Below are 23,634 nucleotides of genomic sequence, written 5' to 3' on the forward strand. Positions count from 1 at the left end.
GACAATTACCCGACCGCTTTCTTTTGCAAGTTCGGCCATTTGATGGGCCTGCAGTTTGAAAAAGGTGAGTGCGAGAGGCACTCACCATCCCGATAAATTGCAACCGAATCCAACGTTTCCACAATCTTGAGGCTTGTTGATTATTTGCGGCGTACTTGCCGAACGTTGGTCATCTTGGACACCTATATCGCAGCTTGGAGTTCCAACAAAACGGTGCGCGGCTTTCAACGGTTGTTCAGTCTACACAAGGGCTGCATAGCTCAATGGCGACGGCAGGCTTCCGAACAACTGACTGATTTATATGCCACTTTTCGGCTGAAGTCGCGCAATCTGCGAGAAGTCGATCAAACGCAAACTTGACTAAAAAAGCCGTTCACTTTGGCGCTCTCAAAACCGTTCAAAGACAAAACCGTTCTCAGATAAATCTCAGTCGCCCGCACCATTTCTTCCAGCTCAACATACTCATCCGTACTGTGCGCCTGCGCCAGATCCCCTGGGCCGCAGATCACACAAGGAAACCCAAGGTTAGGCGCGTCTGTGCCGCCAGGGAACGCAGTGATCTGGGGTTCGCATTTAAGTGTTGCTTTTGCCGCACCTGAAATTGCCTCGACGAGGGGTGAATCTAAGGGCACATCCAAGGCTCGCGCCAGCAGTGTTGGTCCGATGACTTCAGCCCGAAAATCCGGAATAATCTTGCTCAATTCAGCCAAACGCGCGCGATAGTCATTCAGAATATCATCTATGTCCTCACCGGGCAGGAAGCGACGGTCAACCTCCATTTCGCACTGATCCGGAATTCCAGAAGCAAAAGTTCCACCACGGATGACGTTCATCGAAAACCGACCGCTACCGCACAAAGAGTGAGATGGTCCTTTTTCTTGAAGCTCTACGTTCAACCCCGACAGATGTTGAATGACTGCGCCCATATGTTCGACAGCGTTGACACCTTTCTCCGGTCGCGACGAATGTGTGGCCACACCGCTGGTGTAGATCTTGGCACATAGCTGACCTTTGTGCGCCGGACAAATCGCCAACTTCGATGGCTCTCCGATAATCCCAAAGTCCGCACTGGGGCCATTTTCACCCATCTCGGCAGAGCCGGTCAGCAAATGCTCTTCATCGACGATTCCAGCGATAATCAAATCGCCCGGCAATGTGATGTCGTTCTCGCGCAGCAAGTGAACGACTTCGAAATAGCAGGCTAATGCGGCTTTCATGTCGCAAGATCCACGACCATTGATCTGGCCATCTTTCAGCTCTGCTTCAAATGCCGCTTCGTAACCTACCGTTCCAACCGTATCCATATGAGCCGCAAGCATAATGGTCGGCCCGTCGCCGTTTCCCTTTAATCGACCCCAAACATTGGGTCGCCCGGGTGCAACCTGACGCCAGCCTGTTTCCATGCCCAAGGTCCGAAACCGGGACAGCAAATCATCCGACATTTCTTGTTCGCGGAAACCTTCCTTGGCGCTTTCATCAAATGGATTCACACTCCGAATTCGGACAAGTTCAATAAGCGTTTGTGCGAGACGATCTCTGTCAGGAGTCATTGTGTCCTCAGATTTCGGCGCGCGTCTTGCCAACACGCGGATTGATACGACTGCCATCGGCAAGCGCTATGACCATCATGATTTCGTCAGGCCGAGGGCTGTCGGGAACAGACAGGCTGATTGTATCAAAATGATCGAATGACCAGGCATCATCCTTATGGCCGAGTGGTACATCCAGCACTGCACCAGCCGCGGCGACCTTTGCTGCTGACGGGATCAGCGCAGCGCCGCCGCCAATAGGATCGCGCATGGCCTTTCCCAGCTTTGGGTGCAACATGGCGTGACCGTGCTCGATATCGCCGTTCACGCCAACGATGGTAGCCTTCCCGTAAGACACTGCGGCACGCGGCAGATGCGGCAGGGCGGCCTGAACCAGCCTTTCCCCAAGCAAGCCACCAAAATCGAAAAGCTGGCTCAGGTCCTCTTGGAATGTGCCGGAGAAAGGGTTTGCTATCACGCCCGCTGCCGCCACGCGCGTGACCTCCTGTGCATTAGGCTTCCCAGCCTCAGTGATTACGGTTTCCGCGTAAACAGCCAGTTTGCGAATTTCCATCACATACCCTCCCTTGAGCACATCAGTAGATTCCGTAAACCTCTTCTTCGCCCTTTGCCTTGATCTCTCCGGATTTGACTGCTTCGACCACGTCTCGCAGGTCGCTCAGGAAATCGTCGGCAATTTCATGGTGGTGGCAAGATACCATCAGCAGAATGGCGTCCGGTTTGCTACCGATATTGATCGCCCATCCGCGATCCATAAGACCATCCGCAATGGCAAGAATGTTCAGCCCGTCGGCCTTGAAGGCAAAGTGGGGGCCTTGGGGTGTACCCAGAATCTCCAGTTCATCGATGGCGTTGATCCCATTGCAGAACGCCTCGCGACCTTTGATAACTTCGGCTGTGACGCGCAGAAACCCTTCGCGGCCAAGGTAGTTGAACACGGCCCAGGCCGAAGCGATCGGACCCGAGTTGCGCGAGCCGGCTGTGTTCTTCGAGTAATAGTCACCCGCGTTCCAGTTCGCGACCTCGAAACCCTGCCAGTTTACCAGATCCGCATCACGCAGGACCAGGATCGAACACCCGCGATAGCTGTACCCGTATTTGTGGAAGTCTGCTGACATAGAGGTCACACCGGGTACCGAGAAGTCAAAGTTCGGGACGTCGTAGCCCAGTTCCTTAGCGAACGGCAGCATGAAGCCCCCGATGCAGGCATCCACATGCATCCACAGATCATGCTCCTGGGCAATGGCTGCGATCTCTTCGATCGGGTCCACAACGCCCAGAGGGAACGGCGGGCAGGACCCCACCAACATGATGGTTTTTTCGTTGATGGCCGCTTTCATGCCAGCCACGTTAGCCCGGTAGTCGGGGCTTTCGTCCATCTGGATGACGTCGATATCCAGGAAGTGGCTCAATTTGTTGAAGACGGCATAGGCCGACTGCGGCACGATGATATTGGGTTTGGTGATCCCTTTGAGCTCACGCGCCCGGTCGCGCGCAGTTTTCAGGGCCAGGATGATGGATTCCGACCCACCGGTCGTGATGGTCGCTGCTGCATTCTCAGGGGCATGAAAGAGCTCTTTCACCATCTCGATCACTTCGGTTTCGTACTTCCGAACCGACGGATGCAGACCGGTTTGGTGAACGACGTTGTCACCGATATGTTTGACAAAAGCGTCCTTGGCAACGTCGGCTACGTCACTTCCGCCATAGTAAGAGGCGGTCAGGTTTTTGAGAGAGAACCAATCCCAATCTCCAACCCGTGCCGCGTCCATCGCGTCGAGGATATCCTTGGCAGGCTTGCCAATTTGCGGGAAACCAATCTGATTGCGGTGCTGAGACATGCGCTGCCCTCTTGATGATGTATCCATGAGTGGCTCTATTTGGTTGGTAGTGGCCAGAATCGTCAAACCGGAAGATTTTGGCCTTGGCCAAGTTTTTTCAGCTTGATTGAACCCTGCGATTTTTCCCGCGCATTGTGGTCTGCGACTAATTCCATCTGATTTGGTTTGACTGTTGTTAGGTGAACCGTCGCTGGTCGGGCTATGTTATCGCTACGACATTTCGTGATATCTGTTTCACAAACCTGCGTTATCTCATTGCCATACAGTGTTCGCGTCAACTTTAAGCGGTGGCCTTTGCTTCAATTCTCAATCCATCGTCTTCCACGTAAACGGTGGAGCAATTCAGGTCAGGCAGTTAGCGCTTCTTCCGTGTATTTAATTGTCGACAACTTGAGAGAGTGGGGCAGGTAGGCACAGCGAAATGCAACTTTGTCCGCAAACCGTGAGTTCGATCGGTCTCAAGTTTCGCGCACGCAGCGAACGGCAGGTTCGACGGGCCGCGCCGCAGCATCGGATAGCAAAGCTCAATGACCGGTTTGGGCCGTCTCTGTTGGGCGGGGGAATCCGGGTAGGTGAACATGCTGCGACCGATCTAATGGCTGCGAAGAGCCCAGACCTACCATGCAAAGTTAAAGGCATGCTGCACTTGCATTCGGCAAATCGCAGCCCAAAGTGGACAATTCCGACTGAACTTTGCAAATTTTGAGAATCAAACAATGCGAGAACTCGAAAATCTCTGTTGCATTAGACTACTTACCTAGCGCTTTAGATATGCGTTCAACTAATGCCCTTTGAACAACTGCAAACCTTGGGGTTTGCGCGATTTCTTCTAACGTCGCGACCCACAGCGGAACCTCAATCTTAGGACACACGTCCTGCGACCGTTTAAGCCGGGTATCCACGTCGCCAAAAAATGAGGGTAGAAAGGTTTTACCCGCTCCTGAGGCCGCCATCTGCTGTAGCACCAGAAAACTGTCTGCTCCGTTGGTCATTTCATCGGCGCTCACATTCGCCTCTAGCCATTTAGCAGGAAGTGAACGGCTTAACGCCCCATCAAGCCTCATCCATTTGCGATTTGGGAAACCGTCGTCAAAGACGCCGAAGGACAGCGTTCCTGCACGCTGCCCTACTAGCCCTTCCCCGAGCTTTACCGATGGGCGCACAGCAATGTCTGCCGTCAGTCTGGAAAGATGATGGTGGCTGTTTTGGCTCAGCAGAGTCAATTTCAAGCCTGAGTAAAGAAGTGAGATCTCGTTTAGGATGCGAGGGAGAACGATCTGACAAAGACTATCGGTAGACGTAATTCGCACGTGACCCATAGGAGACCGGTTTGCCCCGACAACCGCTCGCTCCACCGACAGCACAGCGTCTTCGACGCTTTCCATGGCCGAAAAGATCGCACTAGCTTCGGGCAGAACGGAATATCCTGACGGGTTTTTTTGAAAAATCCGGCAGCCATTGCGCTCTTCGAATGCGGCCACTCTGCGCAAGACTGTGGCATGCGTAACGCCCAGGGCCGCCGCCGCCGCGTTTACCGAACCGTATTTGCTAACGGCTAGTGCGTACCGAATATCATCCCAATTTTCGTTGTTCATAAATTAACAGGTGACGACCAATAACAAACAATTACAAGTAAATTCGTTCAAGATAGCATTCGGAGTATTGAACAGGGAGACACACCATGATGCAGAAAATTTCGATCATTGCGGCCGGTATTTTATCAGTGGCTGCAATTGGCGCTGCCATCGCCCACGAAGGCGAAAACCCGGCTGTGAAAGCTCGGACCTCAATCATGCAGCTCTACGCCTTCAATCTTGGAACACTTGGCGGCATGGCCAAGGGAGAGGTAGATTATGATGCCGAGGCCGCAACACGGGCTGCAAACAACCTTGTTGTGCTAACGCAGATCGACCAATCCGCGATGTGGCCCCAGGGATCTGACAATGTGTCCGATCCGTCGACCCGAGCCCTGCCGGCAATCTGGGAAAACTTCCCTGACGTGGGCGCGAAAGGGCAAGCCATGGCAGACGCAGCTGTTGCGATGCAGGCTGCGGCTGGTCAAGATGTTGATGCCCTGAAAGCGGCAATGGGCGATCTGGGTGGAAGCTGTTCTGCATGTCACAAAGCGTACAGAGCACCGAAAGACTAATTGGTAGATAGCTGTGAAGCGGGTTTTCCTTTTCACCGCTTTCTTTGCACTTGTGTTTGGGTTGGCCGGTTTGGTGCTGACCCGTCCACAAAGAATGGATCAGTCTCAACTCGACGGTTTGAACCCAGATCTCGCCAGAGGTGAAATCGTGTTCCACGCCGCGGGATGTGCATCCTGTCATTCAGCGCCGGATGCGGTTGGTGAGGACAAGCTCATGCTCTCCGGTGGTCGCCGATTTGAGACGGAATTCGGCACGTTCATTGCCCCCAACATTTCCAGTGACCCAGAAGTTGGTATTGGGTCCTGGTCTGCCCTTGATCTGGCCAATGCCTTGATCCATGGGACAGGACCCGAAGGACAGCACTATTTTCCAGCGTTTCCCTATACATCTTACACCAACATGTCGGCGAACGACGTCGTTTCGCTTCACGCATTTCTCGGCACGCTGCCAGCGACCGCAGCCGAAAGCGAGGTGCATGAGGTTGGCTTTCCCTTCAACATTCGACGCGGATTGGGCGGATGGAAGCTTTTGTTCATGTCGCCAGGCTGGGTGGTCGAAGGTGATCTGACCGACCAACAAAGACACGGCCGGAATTTAGTGGAGGCACTTGGACACTGCGCTGAATGCCATACACCACGCAACGGGTTAGGGGGTCTGAAACGCGATCTCTGGCTCACAGGCGCACCTAACCCCGGCGGAAAGGGGCGCATCCCAGGGCTGACCTCAGACCAACTTGATTGGTCCGAGGCTGACATCGCCGAGTACCTTAAGTCTGGCTTCACTCCGGATTATGACAGCGCAGGTGGTGAGATGGCGGAGGTCATCGAGAACACATCACGCCTCTCGGATGAGGACCGTTTGGCGATTGCCGCCTATCTCAAGGCGGTTCCTGTTTCGTTGACGGGGCTTCCATCAGAGTAACAGTCGTTTGGCGCCATGCAGAGGGACCAGATGCTGTCGTCGGTCGCCGGCAGGAAGCCGTGAGGCCTATTCCCTTTTCACCAAACACCTGTTTTACGTTTTTGAACATCGGAGCTCATCAATCACCCGAGTTTCTGTTCATGATTGACTGAGGGTCGCGGCCGAATGACACAAAAAATCGCTCTTTGGTCCATTCCGATATCTATTGCGGTACTGGCTCTGAAACTGTTGGCTTGGTGGCTGACAGGCTCGGTGGCGATGTTGTCGGACGCAATGGAATCCACCGTGAATGTCGTTGCGGCGTTGCTGGCATACTTCGCAGTTCGGGTTGCCAATAAACCCCCTGATGAAAACCACCCCTTTGGTCACAAAAAAGCCGAGTATCTTTCTGCCGTCGTCGAGGGCGTACTAATTGTGCTGGCGGCGTTCTTGATCATCAGAGAAGCTGTGCTGGCACTCCCAAACCCGCATCTTGAGGATGCGCCGCTGCTTGGAATCGTCGTCAATGTCATTGCAACGGGTGTGAATGGCGCATGGGCCTACCTATTGCTCAAAATCGGCAGGCGCGAGGGTTCGCCTGCTTTGGAGGCAAACTCCCGGCACATATTTACGGATGTTATGACTTCAGTTGGTGTGATCGCAGGTCTGATACTGGCGCTTGCCACAGGCTGGTTGATCCTCGACCCGATTCTGGCAATTCTTGTTGCGCTGAACATCTTGTGGGAGGGCTGGAAAGTTATTCGGGCATCCGTCGATGGCCTGATGGATGTGACACTTTCGGATCATGACTTGCAGACCGTTTCCAACGCAATCGAAGCAAATCTCGGCGCAGCTTTAGAGTACCACGACCTCAAAGGGCGCAGATCTGCAAATGTCATCTTCGTCGAGTTTCATCTTGTTGTGGACGGCACAATGTCAGTCAGCGCAGCGCACGATATATGCAATGACATCGAGGAAGAACTGGATCGTTTGTATCCAGGTTCTGTCTTTGTCATTCACCTCGAACCTGATGACGAATTGAAGGGTGTCGGGGTTAACTCCCACTAAACTTGTCAATTAACTCTGCAAAAACACTACCGGTTTGACTAATCTGACTAAGACGTTCGGCTTGAAATTCGTCAGACCTAAGCCCGATGTGGGAAATCCGAACCAGAAATAACCTGTCTGCAATGTCGCGAAGCGTGACGATCAAAATTGGAGGCGAAAATGAAAATTCAAAGAAAGTTGGGTCAATTTCTTAGTACCGCTGCGTTGGCTTCGTTGATTGCGTCGACGACTTATGTGCCAGCGTTTAATGCCCATGGTCGCCTACTTATTGGAGGTCAGACCTATCATGTGGTGTATTCCAAACAGAAATGGGAAGTGCATCAAACTCAATAGCCTGACTTTAGCTTATTACATGTGTGCAGCAAATTGGAACGCGGGCCTGACAGAGCTACCTTCAATTGTGCAGGTAGGGCACGATCTGTTCGATCAACTGCGATAACGTCGTACAGGCTAAGTTCCGACCCACATCCTTAGAAGATTAGTGTAGGCGCGGTTGGCACGGTCCGTCTCTTCAGCTGAAGGCACATCATTTTCAAGTCGGCTGCGCGCCTGCCCAATGTCAAAAAGAACTTCTCGGCGAGCGGGATCACGTATCTGACTTTCGACCCATGTCACCGCAGCCAACCTTTCGCCTCGGGTAACTGGAAGTACCCGATGGAGCGTTGATGATGGATAGATCACAGCCGCGCCGGCGGGCAATTTCACCTTCACTGGACCGTATCCGGAGAAAATCTCTAGCTCTCCACCATCATAGTCTGCTGGATCATTGAGAAACAGAGTAACGGATAGATCGGTACGGATAGCACCATTTGACATCACGGCATTGTCGACATGCAGCCCATACTCCATTCCCGGACCATAACGACTGATCAATGGAGTTGCTATTTTGTTAGGAAAGGCAAAGCGCTGAAACCGATCACTGGCCTTTAGGGCTTTCAAAATCTTGGCTTGTAATTCTGCCTTAATTGACGGGTCGCTATCGCCAAGTTGCTCGTTTTTCTTGACCCGTGCCGCCCGTTTGCCGGCCGTTGCACGGCCATCGACAAACGTCGTGTTTTGAATGCACTCGACCAACTCTTTTCGGGTGGTCTCGCTAATAATCGCAGGGATTGTCTCTAGCACACTAACTTTCCACTATTTTCCACTTTTCATCCACACGACAGGCCGTTCCCGACCGGTTTCTTTGACCATTTGCTGGTAACGTGATTGTTTCTCTGAAGCTTCGGCACCAATGATCAGTCGTTGATTTCCACGTTGCTGTAGGAACAATCGTTCCGGAAGCGCCAGATGTAAGCTTCCACGCGAGAATTTGTCCGCTGACTTTCGTCTCCAGCGACTTTTGAAATGTGCCCATCGGAATTTGAGTTTCAGCGGTACTAAGACCAGCGTAAAACGAACTCTCGTTCCGTGTGGGCGTCGTCACGCCGCCATCGCAGGCACAAAGTACCAACGGGAACAGTACAAATACTCGGTTGATAAAAGCCACTCTTCTAGTTCCAACCTTTAGAAATCATATCAGCCTCTTGTGACCGGCTTAAACCACCACCTTCTCGTTCTGAAGAAATCCCGCTCTCACCACTTTCGCCGCTTTCGCCGCTCTCACCACTTTCGCCGCTCTCACCACTTTCGCCGCTCTCACCACCTTCACCGCTTTCGCCGCTCTCACCACCTTCACCGCTTCCGCCGCTCTCGCCGCCTTCACCGCTGCCGCCGCTCTCGCCGCCTTCACCGCTGCCGCCGTTCTCGCCGCCTTCACCGCTGCCGCCGCTCTCGCCGCCTTCACCGCTGCCGCCGCTCTCGCCGCCTTCACCGCTGTCTTTCGCAAAAGCCATACCAGCACCGATATCGCCTGTGATTGTTGGTAGGCAGCCCGGACCTGCGACAATCAGTGCGGTGGCCAAAGCACTTACAGAGAGGGCCTTGCCAGAAGACCAGTGTTTTTGGTTTTCTTTATCATACGACATTTTTTGCCAGCCTATTCAAAATGTGTCTTTGAAATTAACAACGATTATCCTCTCTGTTTTAATCCAAACTATCCAAATTTTTTTCAGTGGCCTAAGGAAGAAAACAAGCCAACGCGCGTTGTCTAGATCATAACACCCTGCGCCGGTTTCACGTATGAGCGAAGATTTTTCAGATATCTTGATCGAAACACTGCCAAAAATCCGGAGGTTCTCAAGATCTCTGACCGGAAATGTGTCAGATGGAGACGATCTGGCGCAGGAAGCCGTAACCGTCGCACTGAGCAAACAGGATATGTGGACACCAGGAACCCGCTTCGACAGCTGGATCTACAAAATCGCGCAAAACCTACACGTGAGCAACCTTCGCCGTTCGTCTGTCCGAAAAAGGTACCAACAATCGCTAAATGGGACTCAAACATGGATACAAGGCGGAGCAGAGGCGAATACGGATCTGATATCCGTGTTGAATTTCGTCCGCAACTTACCGCCCGAGCAACAGTCTGTACTTGTTTTGATATCCGTTGAGGGCCACAGTTATGCCGAAACAGCTGAAATTCTTGAAGTTTCCGTTGGCACAGTTACAAGTCGTCTCTTTCGCGCGCGTGCGGCAATAAGGAGGTTTCAGGATGAATGATATTCTGAACGAAGAAGCTCTTTTTCGGTTCGTGGACGGCGAATGCAGCCCCACCGAAGAACTGGAGATTTTGCAAGCCGAACAAGAAGACTCGGATGTTGCCCAACGAATTCGAGATATGCGCAAGCAAAACGCTGTCGTGCGGGCTGCAATGGATCTAGAACTCGCGTTCGAGATATCAGGCGACATTGCTTCAGCCACATCCACAAAACACACCAGGGTGCGGCGCTGGAGCAGATTTGGCCATGGCCAGCACAAGGTATCATTACTGGTGGCCTGTCTGATCGCGGCAATTGGCTTGGGAACGGCATGGAGCCATTGGCGGATCACTCGCTGGGAACAAACTGTTGATTCTCTATCAGCTCAACGTGAGGCAACTTTAGCAAATGCAATTCAGGAAGGTCTGGAAAGTTACCTGAGCGGAGAAGCATTCGAGGTCAACGATCCAAATCTGGATTTCGTGGCCGTGGTTCAACCGAAAGAGACCTACAGAAGCACCTCCGGGCATTGGTGTCGCAGGTTTTCTGAGCGCGTCAAAATTGGCCTGAACGACTTTGAACGTCAGGCTATCGCTTGCCGTGAAAATGACACCAGCAACTGGACGCGAGTGCAAACGGTAATCGATGGACCAATTGAAGATAACGTGATCCTGTCAGCCGTTGATCGTAAAACTGAATAGGCCGTGCACGCCATCCTGATTGTTTGCATTCTAAGCATCTTGAGCGCTTCCGTTCTTAAGCCAAGCCAGTTGGTTGTTACCACGCGTTCCATATAATGCGCTGCAGAGTTGGCAGGGTTTTGCAAGACTGCGTTCTGGTTTCGAATCGAAACCCAGACTTCGACGACTCCGGTAGCAGTACCCATCACGAAAATGCTGGTCGCAAGAAAGACTCGCGACAACGACCAATTGCCAATCGTCAGGTCAGTTACTTTCGCTCTCATCGTGATATCGACTACGAACTACAATCTGTTACCGCACCACAGACCTTGGTCTGACGTGATCTGGCTAAATCTCGGATACTGAGCTTCCGCCCAGTGGCCGGAGTCAGATATCATCTATCGTTCTCAGTCTTTGCAGCATCGGGCAGTGAACGTTACCACTATCACAATTGGCCGTAAGCTCACTCAAGGCGTGCTCGAGGTGTCTAAGCTCATCAATCTTGCTTCGAACGCTGGCAATGTGTGCCTCGGCCAATTCTTTCACTGACCGGCAGTCTTCGGCACTTCCTTCTGACAGTTCCAAAAGCGCCTTTGCGTCAGTTAGAGGAAACCCCAAGTCGCGGCATTTCTTCAAAAATCGAAGTCTTCCCACATCGCTCGCTGAATAGAGACGACGATTGTTCAGAGCTCGTGCGGGTCTTGGTACGATACCTTCGCGTTCGTAGTAGCGGATGGTTTCTATGCCGACTCCACTTTGCCGGGAAGCCTCACCTATCGCAATCATGTGAAGCGCCTCCACTTGATCCTGTAGTTACTACAGGAGTTATACGCTCTGAATGCCAGTGCCTCAACACAATCAAATCGCCTACCCGGGGAGCGAAAGATGAAGAAGTATGTGACCCTCAGCTACTTGGGATCGGTTTCCGCTCTGGGGGTCGCAACATGCTGTGTTCTTCCAATGGCCCTGATGTTGCTGGGCATGGGTGGCAGTTGGTTGGCGGTATTCGGAAAAATAGCGACGGCAAGCTACTATATTCTCGCCATCTCAACAGCGCTGGTCGCGGTTTCGTGGTTCGTATCGCATCGAAACGGGACATTGGTAAATCTGAAATGGTGGCTTGTTGGAAGCACGGCGATTACCGCGTTGGCATGGGTCATCGTGTTCAATGAGGCTCAAATCAACGATTTATTAATCATGCAGATGTGAGACAATGACAAAACGAACTGTGGTGCTCGATAGCACTTTGACCTGCCCTGATTGTGGACACGTTGAAACCGAAAGAATGCCAGCCGACTCGTGCCAGTGGTTTTATGAATGCAAATCATGCAAGTCAGTCTTGAAACCTTTAGAAGGCGATTGCTGTGTTTTTTGTTCCTACGCTACCGTTCCGTGTCCTCCAATTCAGCTAGGCGACTGTTGTTGCGGATAGTTTTGGTATGGGTCGATTTCTTTGACTGTGGGCAATACAAAGGGAATACAGCATCAAATTCTTGGCCCAAACCAGCCGTTCGACGCAGGTTTGATGAACTACTGGTGTGGGCCACACGCCCAGCTTTGCAAAGCCCGCTTTTTGCGCATCGCGGCCATCGATCTCACAAATCTCTGCGCTATGGCTAATGGCAACAAAGTCCGCAACCCGTGAGTTTGCAGAGAGTTAGATTTGTGCCTGCAGCGAATGTAAGGAAAGCGGGCTGCAACCGCAGCGCCAAGAGAGGGTGGTCAATGTCTGCAATGGGCTGTCATTATCTGAGAGAGTCTGGTTTTTCGGCCCGATACTGCACGGCTTCCGAGGTCGGCAATGAGCACCAACTGACAGATGCTGCGTTGTATTCGAACGGCAGCCATCAGTGTTAACAAGGCGCTCAGAGCGCGCGCTACGGGTACTTGTGACCCAAAGCGGGAGTAAGCCCGTATTGCACCAGATCCGGGATGCGCTGATTGCCGCCGTGCTGTGACCGACGAGAATAAGAGGTAGACCTGAGTCCCACCGACGTCACGCATGACCAAAGCGGCCTCAGCCTAAGGTTTCCGCTAAAATCCATCAGTGTTTTCCAGCAGCGCCCATGTTGTTTCATTCCAATCGCGTTGTCGGTCCAGCCGAGTTTCGTATATACCTATTTTTGGGAGGGGACATGTCTGGAGACGCAACAAAACGAAAACTCACGACGATCGTGGCAGCGGATGTGGTGGAATTTAGCCGCTTGATTGGTGCCGATGAGGAAGGAACATTGGCTTCGCTTCGCTTCGCGCGCACCGCGCTGAGTTGATCGATCCGAAAATTGCTGAGCATGAGGGTCGCATCGCCAATACGGCGGGCGATAGCCTCTTGGTCGAGTTTCCGAGCGTCGTTGACGCAGTTCGCTGCATGCTGGAGATTCAATCTGGCATGGGTGAGCGCAATGCTGAAATTGCAGAGAACCAGCAAATACAGTTCCGCGTAGGCATCAATGTTGGTGACGTGGTTGCCGAGGGCGAAGATTTGCTCGGCGACGGCGTCAACGTCGCCGCACGGCTGGAGGCTTTGTCTGAACAGGGCGGTATCTGCCTCTCCCGCGCAGTCCGCGACCAGATCCGCGACCGCATGGAGATTGCACTGGAAGACTTGGGCGAGGTAGAGGTCAAGAATATTGCTCGACCGGTTAGGGTGTTCTGAGTGAAGTCAGGTGTTGGTGGTACATCTGTAGTATCTGCGTCAACCGAGCCTGAGCGGCCATTGCCGAGTAAGCCATCCATCGCCGTTCTGCCGTTCAACAACATGAGTGGCGATCCAGAGCAAGAGTATTTCGCAGATGGAATGGTCGAGGACATCATTACGGCGCTTTCCCGGCTCGACCAGTTGTTCGTCATCGCACGCAACTCCAGCTTTACCTACAAGGGCCGATCCGTGGACGTAAGGCAGGTCTCCAAGGAACTTGGTGTTCGCTATCTGTTGGAAGGGACTGTGCGCAAGGCGGGTGGTCGTATTCGCATCACCGGTCAGCTGATTGAGGGCGCTAGCGGTGCTCACCTGTGGGCGGACAACTTTGATGGCAGCGTCGAAGATGTGTTCGATCTGCAAGATCAAATCACTGAAAGTGTGGTTGGCGCGATAGGGCCGACGCTGCGTAAGGCCGAGATCGAACGGTCGCGAAGGATTCCGCCGGAAAACCTCGATGCGTATGACCTCTATCTTCGAGCTCTACCCCATGCCTAAGCCATGCAACCAGACGAAAACAGCGAAGCCTTACGTCTGCTAAACGAAGCCATCGAACATGACCCAAACTATGCACCCGCGCTCGCAAATGTCGCTTGGTGTTACGAACAGCGTCTGACGCGGGGGTGGGAAACGACCCAGGTCTCCGACGCGGCGACAAGCGTCGCATTGGCCCGTCGCGCGGTTGCCACCAACAGCGACGATGCCAATGCGCTGGCTACAGCCGGTTTCGTCCTGTTGGTGGTTGACCGAGACTATGACGTAGGTCTGACCACGATCGATCGCGCCCTCTCCATAATCCCGAATACGGCGCCGATTTCGATGTTTGCGGGTTGGGCCAACACCTTCGCCGGTAGGCCGGACATCGCCCTGACTTGCTTCCAGCGCGCACTTCGACTGAGCCCAACCGATCCCGACAGTTATTTCGCTCTTACCGGCACTGCGATGGCGCTGCTGCTGTCCGACCAACCTGAACAGGCATCGGAAATGGCGGGCAAGTCAATGGCTCTTAACCCGGGCTGGGACACTACCCAACTCGTTTTGGCTGCGGCATCGAGCCAACTCGGCCGCCCGCGGGATAGTGTTGCCGCGGTTGAGAGGTTGTTGGAGATCGCCCCGGGAGCGACGGTCTCGCTATACGAAGAGCTCCTGCGATTCAAATGCAGGAGACATCTCGATGTGATACTCGACGGCTTGCGTGCGGGCGGCATGCCTGAATAGGCTATACAATCTGCTAGAGTTTTGAGGCACTGCTGACCAAAGCCGACTTCCGCTTATGGCACAACGCCGTCATAGCCCCAACGTCGGCAATGCAATCAAATCGGATCTTCAGAGTTTCGCGCCAATGGCAGGTTTGTCTGCTCAGGCTGTGAGTTCGGCAACCTCCAGATTTTGCGCTCGCGGCGCAAGTCCGGTTTGACGAGCCCACCACGGCATTTGCGCTGCCTGCTGATCGGCAGGTATGGGCCGTGCTATCCAAACACTTCTTTCATTTCAAAGTCCAAGTATCTATAGGTCTCCGCGACTTCGCCATCGTGAAAGTGGATTTTAGCAACGCATAATGGGCTACCATAGGCAGATGTAGTCATGGCGAAACCATTGTCAGGCGTGCGCACTACGAATTTTGATCCGTGCGGTTTGCCACCAAACCAACGCCCGAGATAATATTCGACATAATCGACATCGTTGAAGCGGGCAGTGGTGTTATCTTTCGATACTTTGCGGACCAAGAAAATGGAAATATCAAATTCCTGTCCCTTCTTTTCTGATGGACGGATGCGGTGCACCAGCATTAGCGAACGCGTTGCGTTGTAGAGTTTGTCGCGCTCTGAACGATCAGCTTCACTAGCCTTTTCTCTGGAATAGTCATTTCCGTCGATTGCCACTTCTGGCGCATCTGGTGACGGGTCTAGCCTGGCTCCTTTTAGCTCGATGCTCCCTAATTTGATATCCGCTGCCCGCTCGAACTTTGATGTAAACGCATCAATGAGTCTTGTAAGGTTGGAGCGATAAAACAGGAACAACGCAGCAATCGCCGCGGGCCAGGCCAAAGCTGACAATACATCCCAAAAATTGGAACCCTCCATGGAAATCTCTCTATCAAATTACGCTGGATGCAATGTGCAAGCGCCATGCTTATCGAGTCAACTTCCGATAGCTCTGAGGCAGGCCTAAGTAGTCGCCCAATTGCACCTTATGTAAAGTTGGATAGCAGGGGAATGTCTCCTTTGTGGCAGCCGCAACGCAGCGTCGGAGCTTTTCAGTCGAATGTCGGCTGTGGGCCGCCTGAGAAGACGGCCCAGAACATCTAGATTTCAATGGCTTCTGCGATAGCCAGAACGTCTTCGAGCTCAATCCCGAGATATCGGACTGTGCTGTCCATCTTTGTGTGGCCCTGTAATAGCTGAACGGCTCGTAAGTTCCCAGTTTTCTTGTAGATCTGAGTAACCTTCGTTCGCCTCATTGAGTGCGTACCGTAGGCATTTGCCTCGAGCCCGATCGATGTAACCCAGTCCCGGACGATCCGCGCATATTGCCGTGTAGAGATGTACAAGCGCTCATGAAACCGACCTGGCCAGAGGTACTCTGAGCCGACCATAAGCTCGTCTTCCATCCATTTCTCAACAGATGTACGTGTGCCTTCGGAGATTTCGAACCGTACTGGCTTCTGCGTCTTGCTTTGCAGAACCGAAGCGCGTTCTTTGATCTGCCCCGATGCCATGACATCGGCGACCTTCATTTTGACCAAATCACAACCGCGCAGTTTGCTGTCGATCGCCATATTGAACAAAGCAAGGTCTCGATGGTTTTCGGCCAATTCAAGCCGTACGCGAATTGCCCAGACATGCTTAGGCTTCAGCGGTCTCTTTTGGCCGACTATGCGGCCTTTGTTCCAGGCTGGGCGAAGTGCACGTATTGCTGGTAAGTTTGGTGCAGGTTCCATGACTGATCCTCCGATCCGCCATGTCCTCCCACACGACAACCCGACGTTGACTTGTAAAATCTACCATAACATCCCACGCCACTAGTGTGGGTCGCTCCATGCGCCTTAATCGGCACCCGTCACCATTAGCGCGGACGCTCGAAGCGCCGCCAGAAGCTCAAGCAGGTGCCTTCTGCTCTTGGCAGCGTATTTTGCGGCTGTCGCTGATCGTTGAACGAAATCGGCAAACTGGCTGACGGTCAGATCGCACTTCTCGATACTTCCGGAGAAGGGTTCCAGAACACCTGCAATGATCTCGGTGTTTCTCTGTGCGCCTGCCTCAAGCTCTTCCTGACTGGAGGCTGTCACGCCCGCAATGATGTCCTCGGCATTGGGCGAGGACTGCAGGAAGTCATAGTGCTCAATGACGGTGTGTTTGAAAATGAGATCCAGTTGCGCGCCAAGACCGGAGACCTTGTCCAGTCCGGCCTCGATATCCAGGACAACCTTGTCCGCCAGGGACCGTATCGTAGCCTGTAACACTTCATCCTTATTGGCAAATGCCTTGTAGAGTGTCTGGCGAGAAATGCCCGCGGCCTCGGCAATATCGTTCATGCCGGTTCGCTTCACCCCGTAGCGGAGAAACAGGCCTTTCGCGGCCTCGATGATGTATGCGTAGCGATCTTCCATGATTTACATATTGACAAATGAACGCTGAGTGTCAATATGATGACAATCATACATCAACTGTCAATCCGTCAGGAACTGATATGTCTGCACAATCTCGAAGAATCGCTATCGTCACCGGTGCAAACAACGGCATTGGATTTGAAACATCTGTCGGCATGGCCAAGGCCGATTTTCACGTCGTCATGGCCTGCCGTAGCCAGGATAAAGCCGAAGCTGCCAAAGTGGGGGTCCTCGCGCGAGTTCCATCTGCATCACTCGACATCATCTTGCTGGACCTGAGCGATCTCGCTTCGGTCCGTGCTTTTGCTGAGGCGTTTCGTGCCCGCTATGCAAAACTCGACGTGCTGATAAACAACGCAGGTATTCTGCTTTACTCAGTGCAATCAAACGTGGAAGGCGTCGATCTCCAATTCGCCACCAACCATCTCGGGCATTTCCTTCTCACCGCTCTTCTGATCGACCTGATCACGGATAACCCAGCATCGCGGATCGTTTCGCTGTCGAGCATTGCGCACAAGGGCGCGAGCATTCACTTCGATGATCTGACCTGTGGCCAAGACCCTGGTTTGGCCTATGGACAGTCGAAGCTTGCCTGCCTTCTGTTCGGCGACGAGCTGGACCGCCACCTTCGGGCGTCCAGCAAGGTTCTGAAGTCGCTGACGGTGCACCCGGGCGGTTCCGATTCCGGCCTGTTCCAGGACCTAGATGACGCCTCGCGTGAGGCGATGAAGGCGCAAGTCGAACAACTGCTGCATTCCAACGAAAACGCTGCCAAACCGTCTCTGTTCGCCGCCCTGTCTGAGGAGGTCGAGGGTGGGGATTACTACGGACCTACGGGCCCTGAGGAGATGAGCGGGGTGACCGGCGTCGCGATCCGCAATCCGATCTGCGACGATCATGATGTGGCCAAGCGTCTCTGGTTGCTCTCGGAAAAGATGACCGGTCAAACATTTGCTGTTTGAGGGCGAAGCCATGAACAACAATGAAAAGAGAGTTGCCCTTGTGACCGGCACGTCCAGCGGTATCGGCAAGGCCACCGCAGAAGCGCTCGTCAAGAAAGGGCATGTGGTCTATCCAGTTGCGCGCCGGGTCGAGATCATGGACGACCTGAAAGCGCTTGGATGCATCCCGATCAAGATGGACGTGACCAAGGAGGAGGACGTTGTCGCTGTAGTCGAACAGATCGAGCGCGACCATGGCGGCGTCGACATCCTCGTCAACAATGCCGGCCTGTCTGTCTATGGGTCGGTCGAGGAAACGGACATCGACAAGGCTCGCTATCAGTTCGACGTCAATTTCTTCGGGCTTGGCCGCCTGACCCAATTGGTCCTGCCGCATATGCGCCAGCAGGGGTGGGGCAAAATCATCAATGTGTCGTCCGGCGAGAGCAAGGTGCACGCACCTTTGGCAGCCTGGTACGTCTCAAGTAAATTTGCCCTCGAAGGGTTCAGCGATTGCCTCCGAACGGAGACTTCGCAATTCGGGATCGACGTTGCCGTCGTTCGGCCAGGTGCCATCGATACGGAGATCACGAGCGGGTTCATCGATCCGCTACTAGAGACCTCTGGTAACGGCCCATATAGCGCCATTGCGAACAAGATGGCGGATTGGTTCCGCAACATGGGCGTGGAGAAAGGCACGGCCTCTCCCCCCAGCGTGATTGCCAACGTCATCGTTGGTGCAATCCAGGCTCCGAAGCCCAAAACCCGCTACGCCGCCGGTGTCGGCGTCAGGCAGGCCATTTTCTTCCGTCGCATCCTGAGCGACCGCATGTTCGATCGGTTCATGATGCGGATGTTGGGGTGACGGCGATGACGACAATCATGGACCGTATCTCGCAAGGCTTCGAGTATCTGGTCGTGCTGGCATCGGTTGTCATGCTCGGCTGGGGACTGCTTGGCTTACTTGAGTATTTCACCGGACTGGCCCCGCTCATGCCGCTGCAAAACGAAACCTTCCCAGCGGGCATGCAGACTCTTCATTGGATATTGATCACCGCCTCCGGCGCTATGTTTCTCTTGGGATACGCCCTGCGCTGGAGCTTCACGCCGATTGCCATGCTGGTCATGTTCACCGCGCTTGCCACCATGTGTGCGGTACAGACATTCGATATGCTGGAAAGCCCGGATCGCTACCGGAACTTTATTCAGGAGTGCATCAACTACATCATCATCTCGATCTATCTCTTCCGATCCAAGCGCATGCGGGATCGGTTCGGGAGGATCACAGTTCAGGGCAGGGATGGCCCGTCGCCAATCAGTGCCTGAGACGTAAGGAAGAAAGCCATGGAAAACGGATCATCGAAAAAGGTGAGCTTCTCGCATCACAGGATTCACACCGACATCGTGATCGATGCGCCGCCAGAGGTGGTATGGTCGGTACTGACTGACACGGCCAACTACGGGAACTGGGCTGCGTTTCTCGTCGGTATCAAGGGTGAGATCAAGGACGGTTCGAAGATCACCGTCGACTTTCAACTTGATGCGTCAAAGGAGAAGCTGACTACGTTGGATCACACAATCACAGTCGTGGACGGAACGCAGTTCTATTGGGCCGAGAAGGGACCAGGCGGCATTCGCGACAACCATCATTTCCAGGTCGAGCCTCTAGAAGATGGGACAACCCGCTTCGTGCAATCCGACGAGATTATGGGGGGCATCACGTTCCTGATGGGCGGTCGTTTGGCAAAGATGTACGTGGGCGGCTACAAGGCCTTCAATCGCGGCTTGAAGGCTGAGGCAGAACGTCGTGCCCAATCCATCTGACAAGACAACGCGACCACTTGAGCGGGTTCTGCTGACCGGTGCGACCGGGATGGTGGGGTCATCGGTTCTCTCTGCCTTACTGAACGAGGATAGCACGCAAGAGGTTGTCTCGCTTGGGCGCAGACCGTCGGGCCGAGATCACGCCAAGCTGAGCGAAACAAATTTCTCATCGTTCGGCGATGCTGAGGCAATCGAAACTCACTTGATTGGTATCGATACGGTCTTCCATTGCCTAGCCACCTATTCCTCGCGCGTCAGCCGTGCGGAATACGAGGAAATCACCGTTGAATGGCTAAGTGCTTTGCTCTTCGCCTGCGAAAAGGTCTCCCCAAATGCCACGTTCTGTTTGTTTTCGGCCCAAGGTGCTCGACCCGACGGTGGCGGCATGTCGTTTGCATTGAAGATCAAGGGCGAGGCAGAGAGCGCACTGTTCGCCTCCGTCCTCGAACGGAAGTTCGCTTTCCGTCCGGGTTACATTGCGCCTTCCGGGCCGAGGAGCAATTGGAAACCAGCAGATTATGTCTTCAAGCCGCTCCAAAGGCTTATGCCGACAATCGGAGTGACCTCCGACGAACTGGCTCGTGCAATGCTGGAAACAGCCATGCGCGAGCCTCGTGATAGTGCCGTACTCGAAAATGGTGAGATACGAGAACTGCTTGGATGAGTTCGCCATGGCGCCATCAAACAAGCTCGTCAGTATTCCCAACCGCTCTTACTCAGTCTGGATCAATGTCCGTTTCGCAGAAGCCGCGGTGCAGCAATCTTAGTTTGGCTGGATGTCCGGTTGGGGCCGCTCTCAATAGGCGAAGCTGGCAGCACCGCACTCTGATCTTGAGGAAAACGAAGCCGGCGCTTACGCTGAATTCGATATTCACTACCCCGCCGAAAGGGTGGGGTAGGGGTTCTCATGGTGTCGTCAAAGAAGGATCAATCTGGGGAGGCCGGCCTCTTGCGCTCCACTCGTTCAAGGGTTTTTGACCCAGTGCTCTCCATCTTGTCCACCGTTGCCAGTACCACGGCGATACGTTTATCATCTGGCGGATGTGTTCCCCAGAAACTCAGCTGACCGTCGGCTGATTTTAGGTTCTCGGGGCGTGCGAAGAACTTGGCACCCCTGACAGGATCATAGCCTGCAGTTTTGGCGATATATGTTCCAATGACGTCGGACTCGAGTTCATAGGTCTGGCTGAAGGCCTTGTTGCCGACTTTCATCCCCAGATTCACCGCATTCTCGATATTCGCCTGGTTTATGCTTGGATCCACGTAAGGGCTGGACCCGGCAGCAGCCAAAGCTCCTAGAATTAGTGCACCGGCGACCGCCTGCTGTTGCTGCTTTTCTATGTGCTGGGCAAGGTGATGACCAACTTCGTGCCCCATGACAAAAGCCAGTTCGTCTTCGTTGCGGGCGTCGGCTATCATTAGCAACGTAAACACGACAAGCGGCTGGCCCTCTTTGTTGTAGGTTTGGAAAGCGTTGCGTTCTTCGGCCTTTGTGTCGACCCTGATCAAAACATCGCAATCAAACGTCTTGCGATCTTGAGAATTCTGGCGGCAGAAATTTTCCGCTACCGGTTCAACGCGACGCACCACCCTATTGAATTGGCTGATGGCCTGCTTTGGAGATAGCCGTCTTCCGGTCGTGGTCGTTTGCGGGTTATGTTCCTGAGCAAACATCGCCTTTGCCTCGGCTTGATGAGTCTCTGAAAGCTCTGTGACTTGATAGGTTGTTCCGCAGGCTGACAACGCGGCGAGCCCGGCGATGATGGAAATTAATTTGGTTTTACGAGAGAATAGCATGTGTTTTTCTGGGTTGTCTGATCGGATTAGTGGCAGTGGTATGGTTGCTTTCCAGCGTGGCAGCATTTGCCCGGCGGTGAATCTCTTCGGCATCCTCCACCGTGCTCGACAATTTCATTAGTAAGCAAAATTTGAGAACTAGAGTTCTCAGCTAGAAGATCTGATCCCACGGGCAGTACGAGACAAAGTGAAAGAAGAATCGAAAAGGTGTTCAAACGGGCCTCTGTTGGTTGGTTGTGATAGTCATTTGAAGTGACTTGGGCGTGTTATTTCGGATGAATTGGCACCCGATGCCCCCCTCCCTGAACTGCCTGAGCCTCACGTCAAGAAAAAGGTGTCAAAATGACACCAATGTGACATTCACAGTCATCTACTTGGAAACCCTTTTGGCGATGGTTTTTTCCCTTGTTGCCGACCGGAGAACATAGCAACGTCGTCGTGAATTATTGTTCAATGGCAAAGAGGTAAAGCACATGGCTGAGAAATTTGAAATCTTTGAAGACAAGGCCGGAGAGTTCCGATTTCGGCTCAAAGCCGGAAATGGCGAGATTATCTTGGCTAGTGAAGGCTACGTGCAAAAAGCAAGCGCTGAGAACGGCATTGCGTCGGTAAAAACGAATGCACCAAATGATGATAGATACGAGCGCCAAGAAACCAAAGCAGGTGGGTATATGTTCAACCTGAAGGCCAGCAACGGGCAGGTGATCGGCACCAGTGAGAGCTACACCAGCGCGTCTGCTCGGGACAACGGTGTTGAATCCGTTAAAAGAAATGCACCAGACGCACGTATCGAAGACCTGACTTGACCTAACAAAAGCTAAGCTTTTGGCTGAGCAACGTGCTTGGCGGTCTGCGCGGTCGAAACAAAAAAGCCGCCCCGTTGGAGTGGCTTTTTTCTTCTTCGTTTTGCGAGCCGCGAATGCTCGTATTTCCTCAGAGATTTCCAGATGCCTATCCTCGCGCATCCCAATGCAGGTTTTACCTGGGTGCCACTCGAAAAAGGCATTCGAGCCGAACCAGTGGTCACACGCTTGAAGGAACTTGGTATTTTAGCATCCGGTGCAGAGCCTTTTGCGACAACTAAAGCTGTCCCACAGGCGTTGCAGCTCGCGTTTGGTGGCATTCCAAAGGAGGAGCTTGAAAACAGTCCGCGATGCCATAGACGTAGTCTCAGCAGCATGAGTAAATCACTATCACCTGTGGTTCGTGCATAGGGTAACAAATGGCCGTTTTTTATGCGATCTGTGAGTCCGTGTGTTCCCTGGTTTTGCTTTCGCTGCGAATGTCCAGAAAGTGGGCTACGACCGCAGCATTGCGATACGGTTCCGAATGACAGGATTGGGCCGCGAGCCATCTACTGAAGTTGCAGCACCCTAGCTTGACGGCAAGATCTGCTCTATGCTCACTCCCGGTCAGTTGGGACTAGCTTCTGTGGCAAAATCGACAGATCATCTGTCGCAACAAACGACTAAGAGACGCCTTCCCGCGACTCTGTTTCATTCACCCAGTCCCGCACCGGTTTGATGTTATCCAAACTGATCCTCATCCAGACCGGATATGCGAAAACTACATCGAGTCGCACCAACACATTGTAGTGAGACACTCTCGACTCAGATTGGCCATTGAAGTGACCATGCTCCGCGGCATGATCCTGGTGCTGCGCATTGCATCGGGGGGCGCAGCAGGCCTGTTGGAACGGTTGGCCGGCGATCTCGGGACAAAGACCAAACGGGGGGAAAAGACATGACGGAAACGCAAACGCCGGGCCGCGCGCCCGCCAACAACCTGTCCCATGTGGCGGGCGACGCCTCTGCGCCGCTATGGGATCTGACCATCCCCGACCTGCTGGCCCGCACCGTCGCCGCCCATCCCGGGTTCTGGCAGGCTAAACTGCCCACCAATTTCAATGATGCTTAACCATCCAAAAAGTTTGCGACAGAACCGGGCCGAGCCACGATCGGCAAAACCTCGTCTAATCCTTGTTATCTGGTAGGATGTC

29 protein-coding genes are annotated in these 23,634 nt (G+C 53.4%); 18 read left to right on the forward strand and 11 right to left on the reverse strand.

Annotated elements, in window-relative coordinates:
• Positions 1-344: 344 nt before the first annotated feature.
• From ACR0NW_RS21050 to ACR0NW_RS21065, 4 genes are all read right to left on the reverse strand, one after another.
• Positions 345-1,550 carry a M20 family metallopeptidase gene (locus ACR0NW_RS21050; RefSeq protein ID WP_480452731.1) on the reverse strand — a complete coding sequence of 402 codons (1,206 nt, stop codon included), beginning with the start codon at positions 1,548-1,550 and terminating at the stop codon, positions 345-347.
• Positions 1,551-1,557: 7 nt separating this feature from the next.
• The gene (locus tag ACR0NW_RS21055; protein WP_480452729.1) at positions 1,558-2,103 is read right to left on the reverse strand and encodes an amino acid synthesis family protein; all 546 of its coding nucleotides are present in this window, start codon (positions 2,101-2,103) and stop codon (positions 1,558-1,560) included.
• A gap of 22 nt (positions 2,104-2,125) precedes the next feature.
• Positions 2,126-3,418 (reverse strand): pyridoxal phosphate-dependent decarboxylase family protein, encoded by a 1,293-nt coding sequence (locus ACR0NW_RS21060; RefSeq protein ID WP_480791900.1) that lies wholly within the window; start codon positions 3,416-3,418, stop codon positions 2,126-2,128.
• A 722-nt stretch (positions 3,419-4,140) separates the two neighbouring features.
• Complete coding sequence (locus ACR0NW_RS21065) at positions 4,141-4,986, reverse strand: LysR family transcriptional regulator (protein ID WP_480452726.1); 846 nt, start codon at positions 4,984-4,986, stop codon at positions 4,141-4,143.
• An 86-nt stretch (positions 4,987-5,072) separates the two neighbouring features.
• Here ACR0NW_RS21065 and ACR0NW_RS21070 point away from each other — a divergent pair, with 86 nt between their 5' ends.
• The 3 genes from ACR0NW_RS21070 (at position 5,073) to ACR0NW_RS21080 (ending at position 7,509) form a co-directional block, all read left to right on the forward strand.
• A complete protein-coding gene (locus tag ACR0NW_RS21070; RefSeq protein ID WP_480452725.1) occupies positions 5,073-5,540 on the forward strand; it encodes a c-type cytochrome in 468 nt (155 codons plus the stop codon).
• A 13-nt stretch (positions 5,541-5,553) separates the two neighbouring features.
• Positions 5,554-6,462: a c-type cytochrome gene (locus ACR0NW_RS21075; protein WP_480452723.1), complete on the forward strand. Its 909-nt coding sequence runs from the start codon at positions 5,554-5,556 to the stop codon at positions 6,460-6,462.
• A gap of 165 nt (positions 6,463-6,627) precedes the next feature.
• Positions 6,628-7,509 (forward strand): cation diffusion facilitator family transporter, encoded by an 882-nt coding sequence (locus ACR0NW_RS21080; RefSeq protein WP_480452721.1) that lies wholly within the window; start codon positions 6,628-6,630, stop codon positions 7,507-7,509.
• A 450-nt stretch (positions 7,510-7,959) separates the two neighbouring features.
• Here ACR0NW_RS21080 and ACR0NW_RS21085 read toward each other — a convergent pair whose 3' ends face one another.
• Both ACR0NW_RS21085 and ACR0NW_RS21090 read right to left on the reverse strand, forming a co-directional pair.
• A complete protein-coding gene (locus ACR0NW_RS21085; protein WP_170651613.1) occupies positions 7,960-8,631 on the reverse strand; it encodes a Fe2+-dependent dioxygenase in 672 nt (223 codons plus the stop codon).
• Between the two features lie 368 nt (positions 8,632-8,999).
• On the reverse strand, positions 9,000-9,473 hold the full coding sequence (locus ACR0NW_RS21090) for a hypothetical protein (protein ID WP_480452720.1): 474 nt from the start codon (positions 9,471-9,473) through the stop codon (positions 9,000-9,002).
• Between the two features lie 154 nt (positions 9,474-9,627).
• Here ACR0NW_RS21090 and ACR0NW_RS21095 point away from each other — a divergent pair, with 154 nt between their 5' ends.
• Complete coding sequence (locus tag ACR0NW_RS21095; RefSeq protein WP_480452719.1) at positions 9,628-10,107, forward strand: RNA polymerase sigma factor; 480 nt, start codon at positions 9,628-9,630, stop codon at positions 10,105-10,107.
• Complete coding sequence (locus ACR0NW_RS21100; protein WP_170651610.1) at positions 10,100-10,786, forward strand: hypothetical protein; 687 nt, start codon at positions 10,100-10,102, stop codon at positions 10,784-10,786. The genes ACR0NW_RS21095 and ACR0NW_RS21100 overlap by 8 nt, the downstream gene beginning before the upstream one ends.
• A gap of 366 nt (positions 10,787-11,152) precedes the next feature.
• Here ACR0NW_RS21100 and ACR0NW_RS21105 read toward each other — a convergent pair whose 3' ends face one another.
• Positions 11,153-11,551 (reverse strand): MerR family transcriptional regulator, encoded by a 399-nt coding sequence (locus tag ACR0NW_RS21105; RefSeq protein WP_170651609.1) that lies wholly within the window; start codon positions 11,549-11,551, stop codon positions 11,153-11,155.
• A 99-nt stretch (positions 11,552-11,650) separates the two neighbouring features.
• Between ACR0NW_RS21105 and ACR0NW_RS21110 the strand changes: the two genes are divergently transcribed.
• The 6 genes from ACR0NW_RS21110 (at position 11,651) to ACR0NW_RS21135 (ending at position 14,681) form a co-directional block, all read left to right on the forward strand.
• Complete coding sequence (locus ACR0NW_RS21110; protein WP_170651608.1) at positions 11,651-11,974, forward strand: hypothetical protein; 324 nt, start codon at positions 11,651-11,653, stop codon at positions 11,972-11,974.
• Positions 11,975-11,978: 4 nt separating this feature from the next.
• Positions 11,979-12,197 carry a GDCCVxC domain-containing (seleno)protein gene (locus ACR0NW_RS21115; protein WP_480452717.1) on the forward strand — a complete coding sequence of 73 codons (219 nt, stop codon included), beginning with the start codon at positions 11,979-11,981 and terminating at the stop codon, positions 12,195-12,197.
• Positions 12,198-12,900: 703 nt separating this feature from the next.
• Positions 12,901-13,035: a hypothetical protein gene (locus tag ACR0NW_RS21120; protein ID WP_480452716.1), complete on the forward strand. Its 135-nt coding sequence runs from the start codon at positions 12,901-12,903 to the stop codon at positions 13,033-13,035.
• A complete protein-coding gene (locus ACR0NW_RS21125) occupies positions 13,032-13,421 on the forward strand; it encodes an adenylate/guanylate cyclase domain-containing protein (RefSeq protein ID WP_480452715.1) in 390 nt (129 codons plus the stop codon). The genes ACR0NW_RS21120 and ACR0NW_RS21125 overlap by 4 nt, the downstream gene beginning before the upstream one ends.
• Before the next feature lie 60 nt (positions 13,422-13,481).
• Complete coding sequence (locus ACR0NW_RS21130; RefSeq protein ID WP_480452713.1) at positions 13,482-13,961, forward strand: hypothetical protein; 480 nt, start codon at positions 13,482-13,484, stop codon at positions 13,959-13,961.
• Between the two features lie 3 nt (positions 13,962-13,964).
• Positions 13,965-14,681, forward strand: coding sequence for a tetratricopeptide repeat protein (locus ACR0NW_RS21135; RefSeq protein WP_480452712.1), 717 nt, complete (start codon positions 13,965-13,967; stop codon positions 14,679-14,681).
• A 251-nt stretch (positions 14,682-14,932) separates the two neighbouring features.
• Here the strand turns inward: ACR0NW_RS21135 and ACR0NW_RS21140 are convergent, their stop codons facing one another.
• From ACR0NW_RS21140 to ACR0NW_RS21150, 3 genes are all read right to left on the reverse strand, one after another.
• A complete protein-coding gene (locus ACR0NW_RS21140; RefSeq protein WP_480452711.1) occupies positions 14,933-15,547 on the reverse strand; it encodes a pYEATS domain-containing protein in 615 nt (204 codons plus the stop codon).
• Between the two features lie 221 nt (positions 15,548-15,768).
• Positions 15,769-16,404 (reverse strand): tyrosine-type recombinase/integrase, encoded by a 636-nt coding sequence (locus ACR0NW_RS21145; protein ID WP_480452709.1) that lies wholly within the window; start codon positions 16,402-16,404, stop codon positions 15,769-15,771.
• A 105-nt stretch (positions 16,405-16,509) separates the two neighbouring features.
• Positions 16,510-17,073: a TetR/AcrR family transcriptional regulator gene (locus ACR0NW_RS21150; protein WP_480452707.1), complete on the reverse strand. Its 564-nt coding sequence runs from the start codon at positions 17,071-17,073 to the stop codon at positions 16,510-16,512.
• An 80-nt stretch (positions 17,074-17,153) separates the two neighbouring features.
• On the opposite strand from ACR0NW_RS21150, the gene ACR0NW_RS21155 reads away from it, so the two are divergent.
• Genes ACR0NW_RS21155 through ACR0NW_RS21175 form a run of 5 tightly spaced genes read left to right on the forward strand, consistent with a single transcriptional unit; the run spans position 17,154 to position 20,502 of the window.
• Positions 17,154-18,035, forward strand: coding sequence for an oxidoreductase (locus tag ACR0NW_RS21155; protein WP_480452705.1), 882 nt, complete (start codon positions 17,154-17,156; stop codon positions 18,033-18,035).
• Positions 18,036-18,045: 10 nt separating this feature from the next.
• A complete protein-coding gene (locus tag ACR0NW_RS21160) occupies positions 18,046-18,879 on the forward strand; it encodes an oxidoreductase (protein ID WP_480452704.1) in 834 nt (277 codons plus the stop codon).
• 5 nt (positions 18,880-18,884) lie between these two features.
• Positions 18,885-19,340: a hypothetical protein gene (locus ACR0NW_RS21165; protein ID WP_480452703.1), complete on the forward strand. Its 456-nt coding sequence runs from the start codon at positions 18,885-18,887 to the stop codon at positions 19,338-19,340.
• Between the two features lie 18 nt (positions 19,341-19,358).
• Complete coding sequence (locus ACR0NW_RS21170) at positions 19,359-19,838, forward strand: SRPBCC family protein (protein WP_480452702.1); 480 nt, start codon at positions 19,359-19,361, stop codon at positions 19,836-19,838.
• Positions 19,822-20,502: an NAD-dependent epimerase/dehydratase family protein gene (locus tag ACR0NW_RS21175; RefSeq protein ID WP_480452700.1), complete on the forward strand. Its 681-nt coding sequence runs from the start codon at positions 19,822-19,824 to the stop codon at positions 20,500-20,502. The genes ACR0NW_RS21170 and ACR0NW_RS21175 overlap by 17 nt, the downstream gene beginning before the upstream one ends.
• A gap of 263 nt (positions 20,503-20,765) precedes the next feature.
• On the opposite strand, the gene ACR0NW_RS21180 is transcribed toward ACR0NW_RS21175, so the two are convergent.
• The gene (locus ACR0NW_RS21180) at positions 20,766-21,728 is read right to left on the reverse strand and encodes a M48 family metalloprotease (protein ID WP_480452699.1); all 963 of its coding nucleotides are present in this window, start codon (positions 21,726-21,728) and stop codon (positions 20,766-20,768) included.
• Between the two features lie 380 nt (positions 21,729-22,108).
• Between ACR0NW_RS21180 and ACR0NW_RS21185 the strand changes: the two genes are divergently transcribed.
• Positions 22,109-22,441 carry a YegP family protein gene (locus tag ACR0NW_RS21185; protein ID WP_480452697.1) on the forward strand — a complete coding sequence of 111 codons (333 nt, stop codon included), beginning with the start codon at positions 22,109-22,111 and terminating at the stop codon, positions 22,439-22,441.
• A gap of 937 nt (positions 22,442-23,378) precedes the next feature.
• Positions 23,379-23,552 (forward strand): hypothetical protein, encoded by a 174-nt coding sequence (locus ACR0NW_RS21190; protein WP_480452696.1) that lies wholly within the window; start codon positions 23,379-23,381, stop codon positions 23,550-23,552.
• Positions 23,553-23,634 lie beyond the last annotated feature (82 nt).

The sequence above is a fragment of the Ruegeria sp. CF5 genome, from assembly GCF_056537325.1.

What these genes read in the sequence shown, in the direction of transcription:
- ACR0NW_RS21050 (WP_480452731.1), bottom strand. Translation starts at nt 1,550, where the DNA reads ATGACTCCTGACAGAGATCGTCTCGCACAAACGCTTATTGAACTTGTC.
- ACR0NW_RS21055 (WP_480452729.1), bottom strand. Translation starts at nt 2,103, where the DNA reads ATGGAAATTCGCAAACTGGCTGTTTACGCGGAAACCGTAATCACTGAG.
- ACR0NW_RS21060 (WP_480791900.1), bottom strand. Translation starts at nt 3,418, where the DNA reads ATGGATACATCATCAAGAGGGCAGCGCATGTCTCAGCACCGCAATCAG.
- ACR0NW_RS21065 (WP_480452726.1), bottom strand. Translation starts at nt 4,986, where the DNA reads ATGAACAACGAAAATTGGGATGATATTCGGTACGCACTAGCCGTTAGC.
- ACR0NW_RS21070 (WP_480452725.1), top strand. Translation starts at nt 5,073, where the DNA reads ATGATGCAGAAAATTTCGATCATTGCGGCCGGTATTTTATCAGTGGCT.
- ACR0NW_RS21080 (WP_480452721.1), top strand. Translation starts at nt 6,628, where the DNA reads ATGACACAAAAAATCGCTCTTTGGTCCATTCCGATATCTATTGCGGTA.
- ACR0NW_RS21090 (WP_480452720.1), bottom strand. Translation starts at nt 9,473, where the DNA reads ATGTCGTATGATAAAGAAAACCAAAAACACTGGTCTTCTGGCAAGGCC.
- ACR0NW_RS21095 (WP_480452719.1), top strand. Translation starts at nt 9,628, where the DNA reads ATGAGCGAAGATTTTTCAGATATCTTGATCGAAACACTGCCAAAAATC.
- ACR0NW_RS21100 (WP_170651610.1), top strand. Translation starts at nt 10,100, where the DNA reads ATGAATGATATTCTGAACGAAGAAGCTCTTTTTCGGTTCGTGGACGGC.
- ACR0NW_RS21105 (WP_170651609.1), bottom strand. Translation starts at nt 11,551, where the DNA reads ATGATTGCGATAGGTGAGGCTTCCCGGCAAAGTGGAGTCGGCATAGAA.
- ACR0NW_RS21110 (WP_170651608.1), top strand. Translation starts at nt 11,651, where the DNA reads ATGAAGAAGTATGTGACCCTCAGCTACTTGGGATCGGTTTCCGCTCTG.
- ACR0NW_RS21115 (WP_480452717.1), top strand. Translation starts at nt 11,979, where the DNA reads ATGACAAAACGAACTGTGGTGCTCGATAGCACTTTGACCTGCCCTGAT.
- ACR0NW_RS21120 (WP_480452716.1), top strand. Translation starts at nt 12,901, where the DNA reads ATGTCTGGAGACGCAACAAAACGAAAACTCACGACGATCGTGGCAGCG.
- ACR0NW_RS21135 (WP_480452712.1), top strand. Translation starts at nt 13,965, where the DNA reads ATGCAACCAGACGAAAACAGCGAAGCCTTACGTCTGCTAAACGAAGCC.
- ACR0NW_RS21140 (WP_480452711.1), bottom strand. Translation starts at nt 15,547, where the DNA reads ATGGAGGGTTCCAATTTTTGGGATGTATTGTCAGCTTTGGCCTGGCCC.
- ACR0NW_RS21145 (WP_480452709.1), bottom strand. Translation starts at nt 16,404, where the DNA reads ATGGAACCTGCACCAAACTTACCAGCAATACGTGCACTTCGCCCAGCC.
- ACR0NW_RS21150 (WP_480452707.1), bottom strand. Translation starts at nt 17,073, where the DNA reads ATGGAAGATCGCTACGCATACATCATCGAGGCCGCGAAAGGCCTGTTT.
- ACR0NW_RS21155 (WP_480452705.1), top strand. Translation starts at nt 17,154, where the DNA reads ATGTCTGCACAATCTCGAAGAATCGCTATCGTCACCGGTGCAAACAAC.
- ACR0NW_RS21160 (WP_480452704.1), top strand. Translation starts at nt 18,046, where the DNA reads ATGAACAACAATGAAAAGAGAGTTGCCCTTGTGACCGGCACGTCCAGC.
- ACR0NW_RS21165 (WP_480452703.1), top strand. Translation starts at nt 18,885, where the DNA reads ATGACGACAATCATGGACCGTATCTCGCAAGGCTTCGAGTATCTGGTC.
- ACR0NW_RS21170 (WP_480452702.1), top strand. Translation starts at nt 19,359, where the DNA reads ATGGAAAACGGATCATCGAAAAAGGTGAGCTTCTCGCATCACAGGATT.
- ACR0NW_RS21180 (WP_480452699.1), bottom strand. Translation starts at nt 21,728, where the DNA reads ATGCCGAAGAGATTCACCGCCGGGCAAATGCTGCCACGCTGGAAAGCA.
- ACR0NW_RS21185 (WP_480452697.1), top strand. Translation starts at nt 22,109, where the DNA reads ATGGCTGAGAAATTTGAAATCTTTGAAGACAAGGCCGGAGAGTTCCGA.
- ACR0NW_RS21190 (WP_480452696.1), top strand. Translation starts at nt 23,379, where the DNA reads ATGACGGAAACGCAAACGCCGGGCCGCGCGCCCGCCAACAACCTGTCC.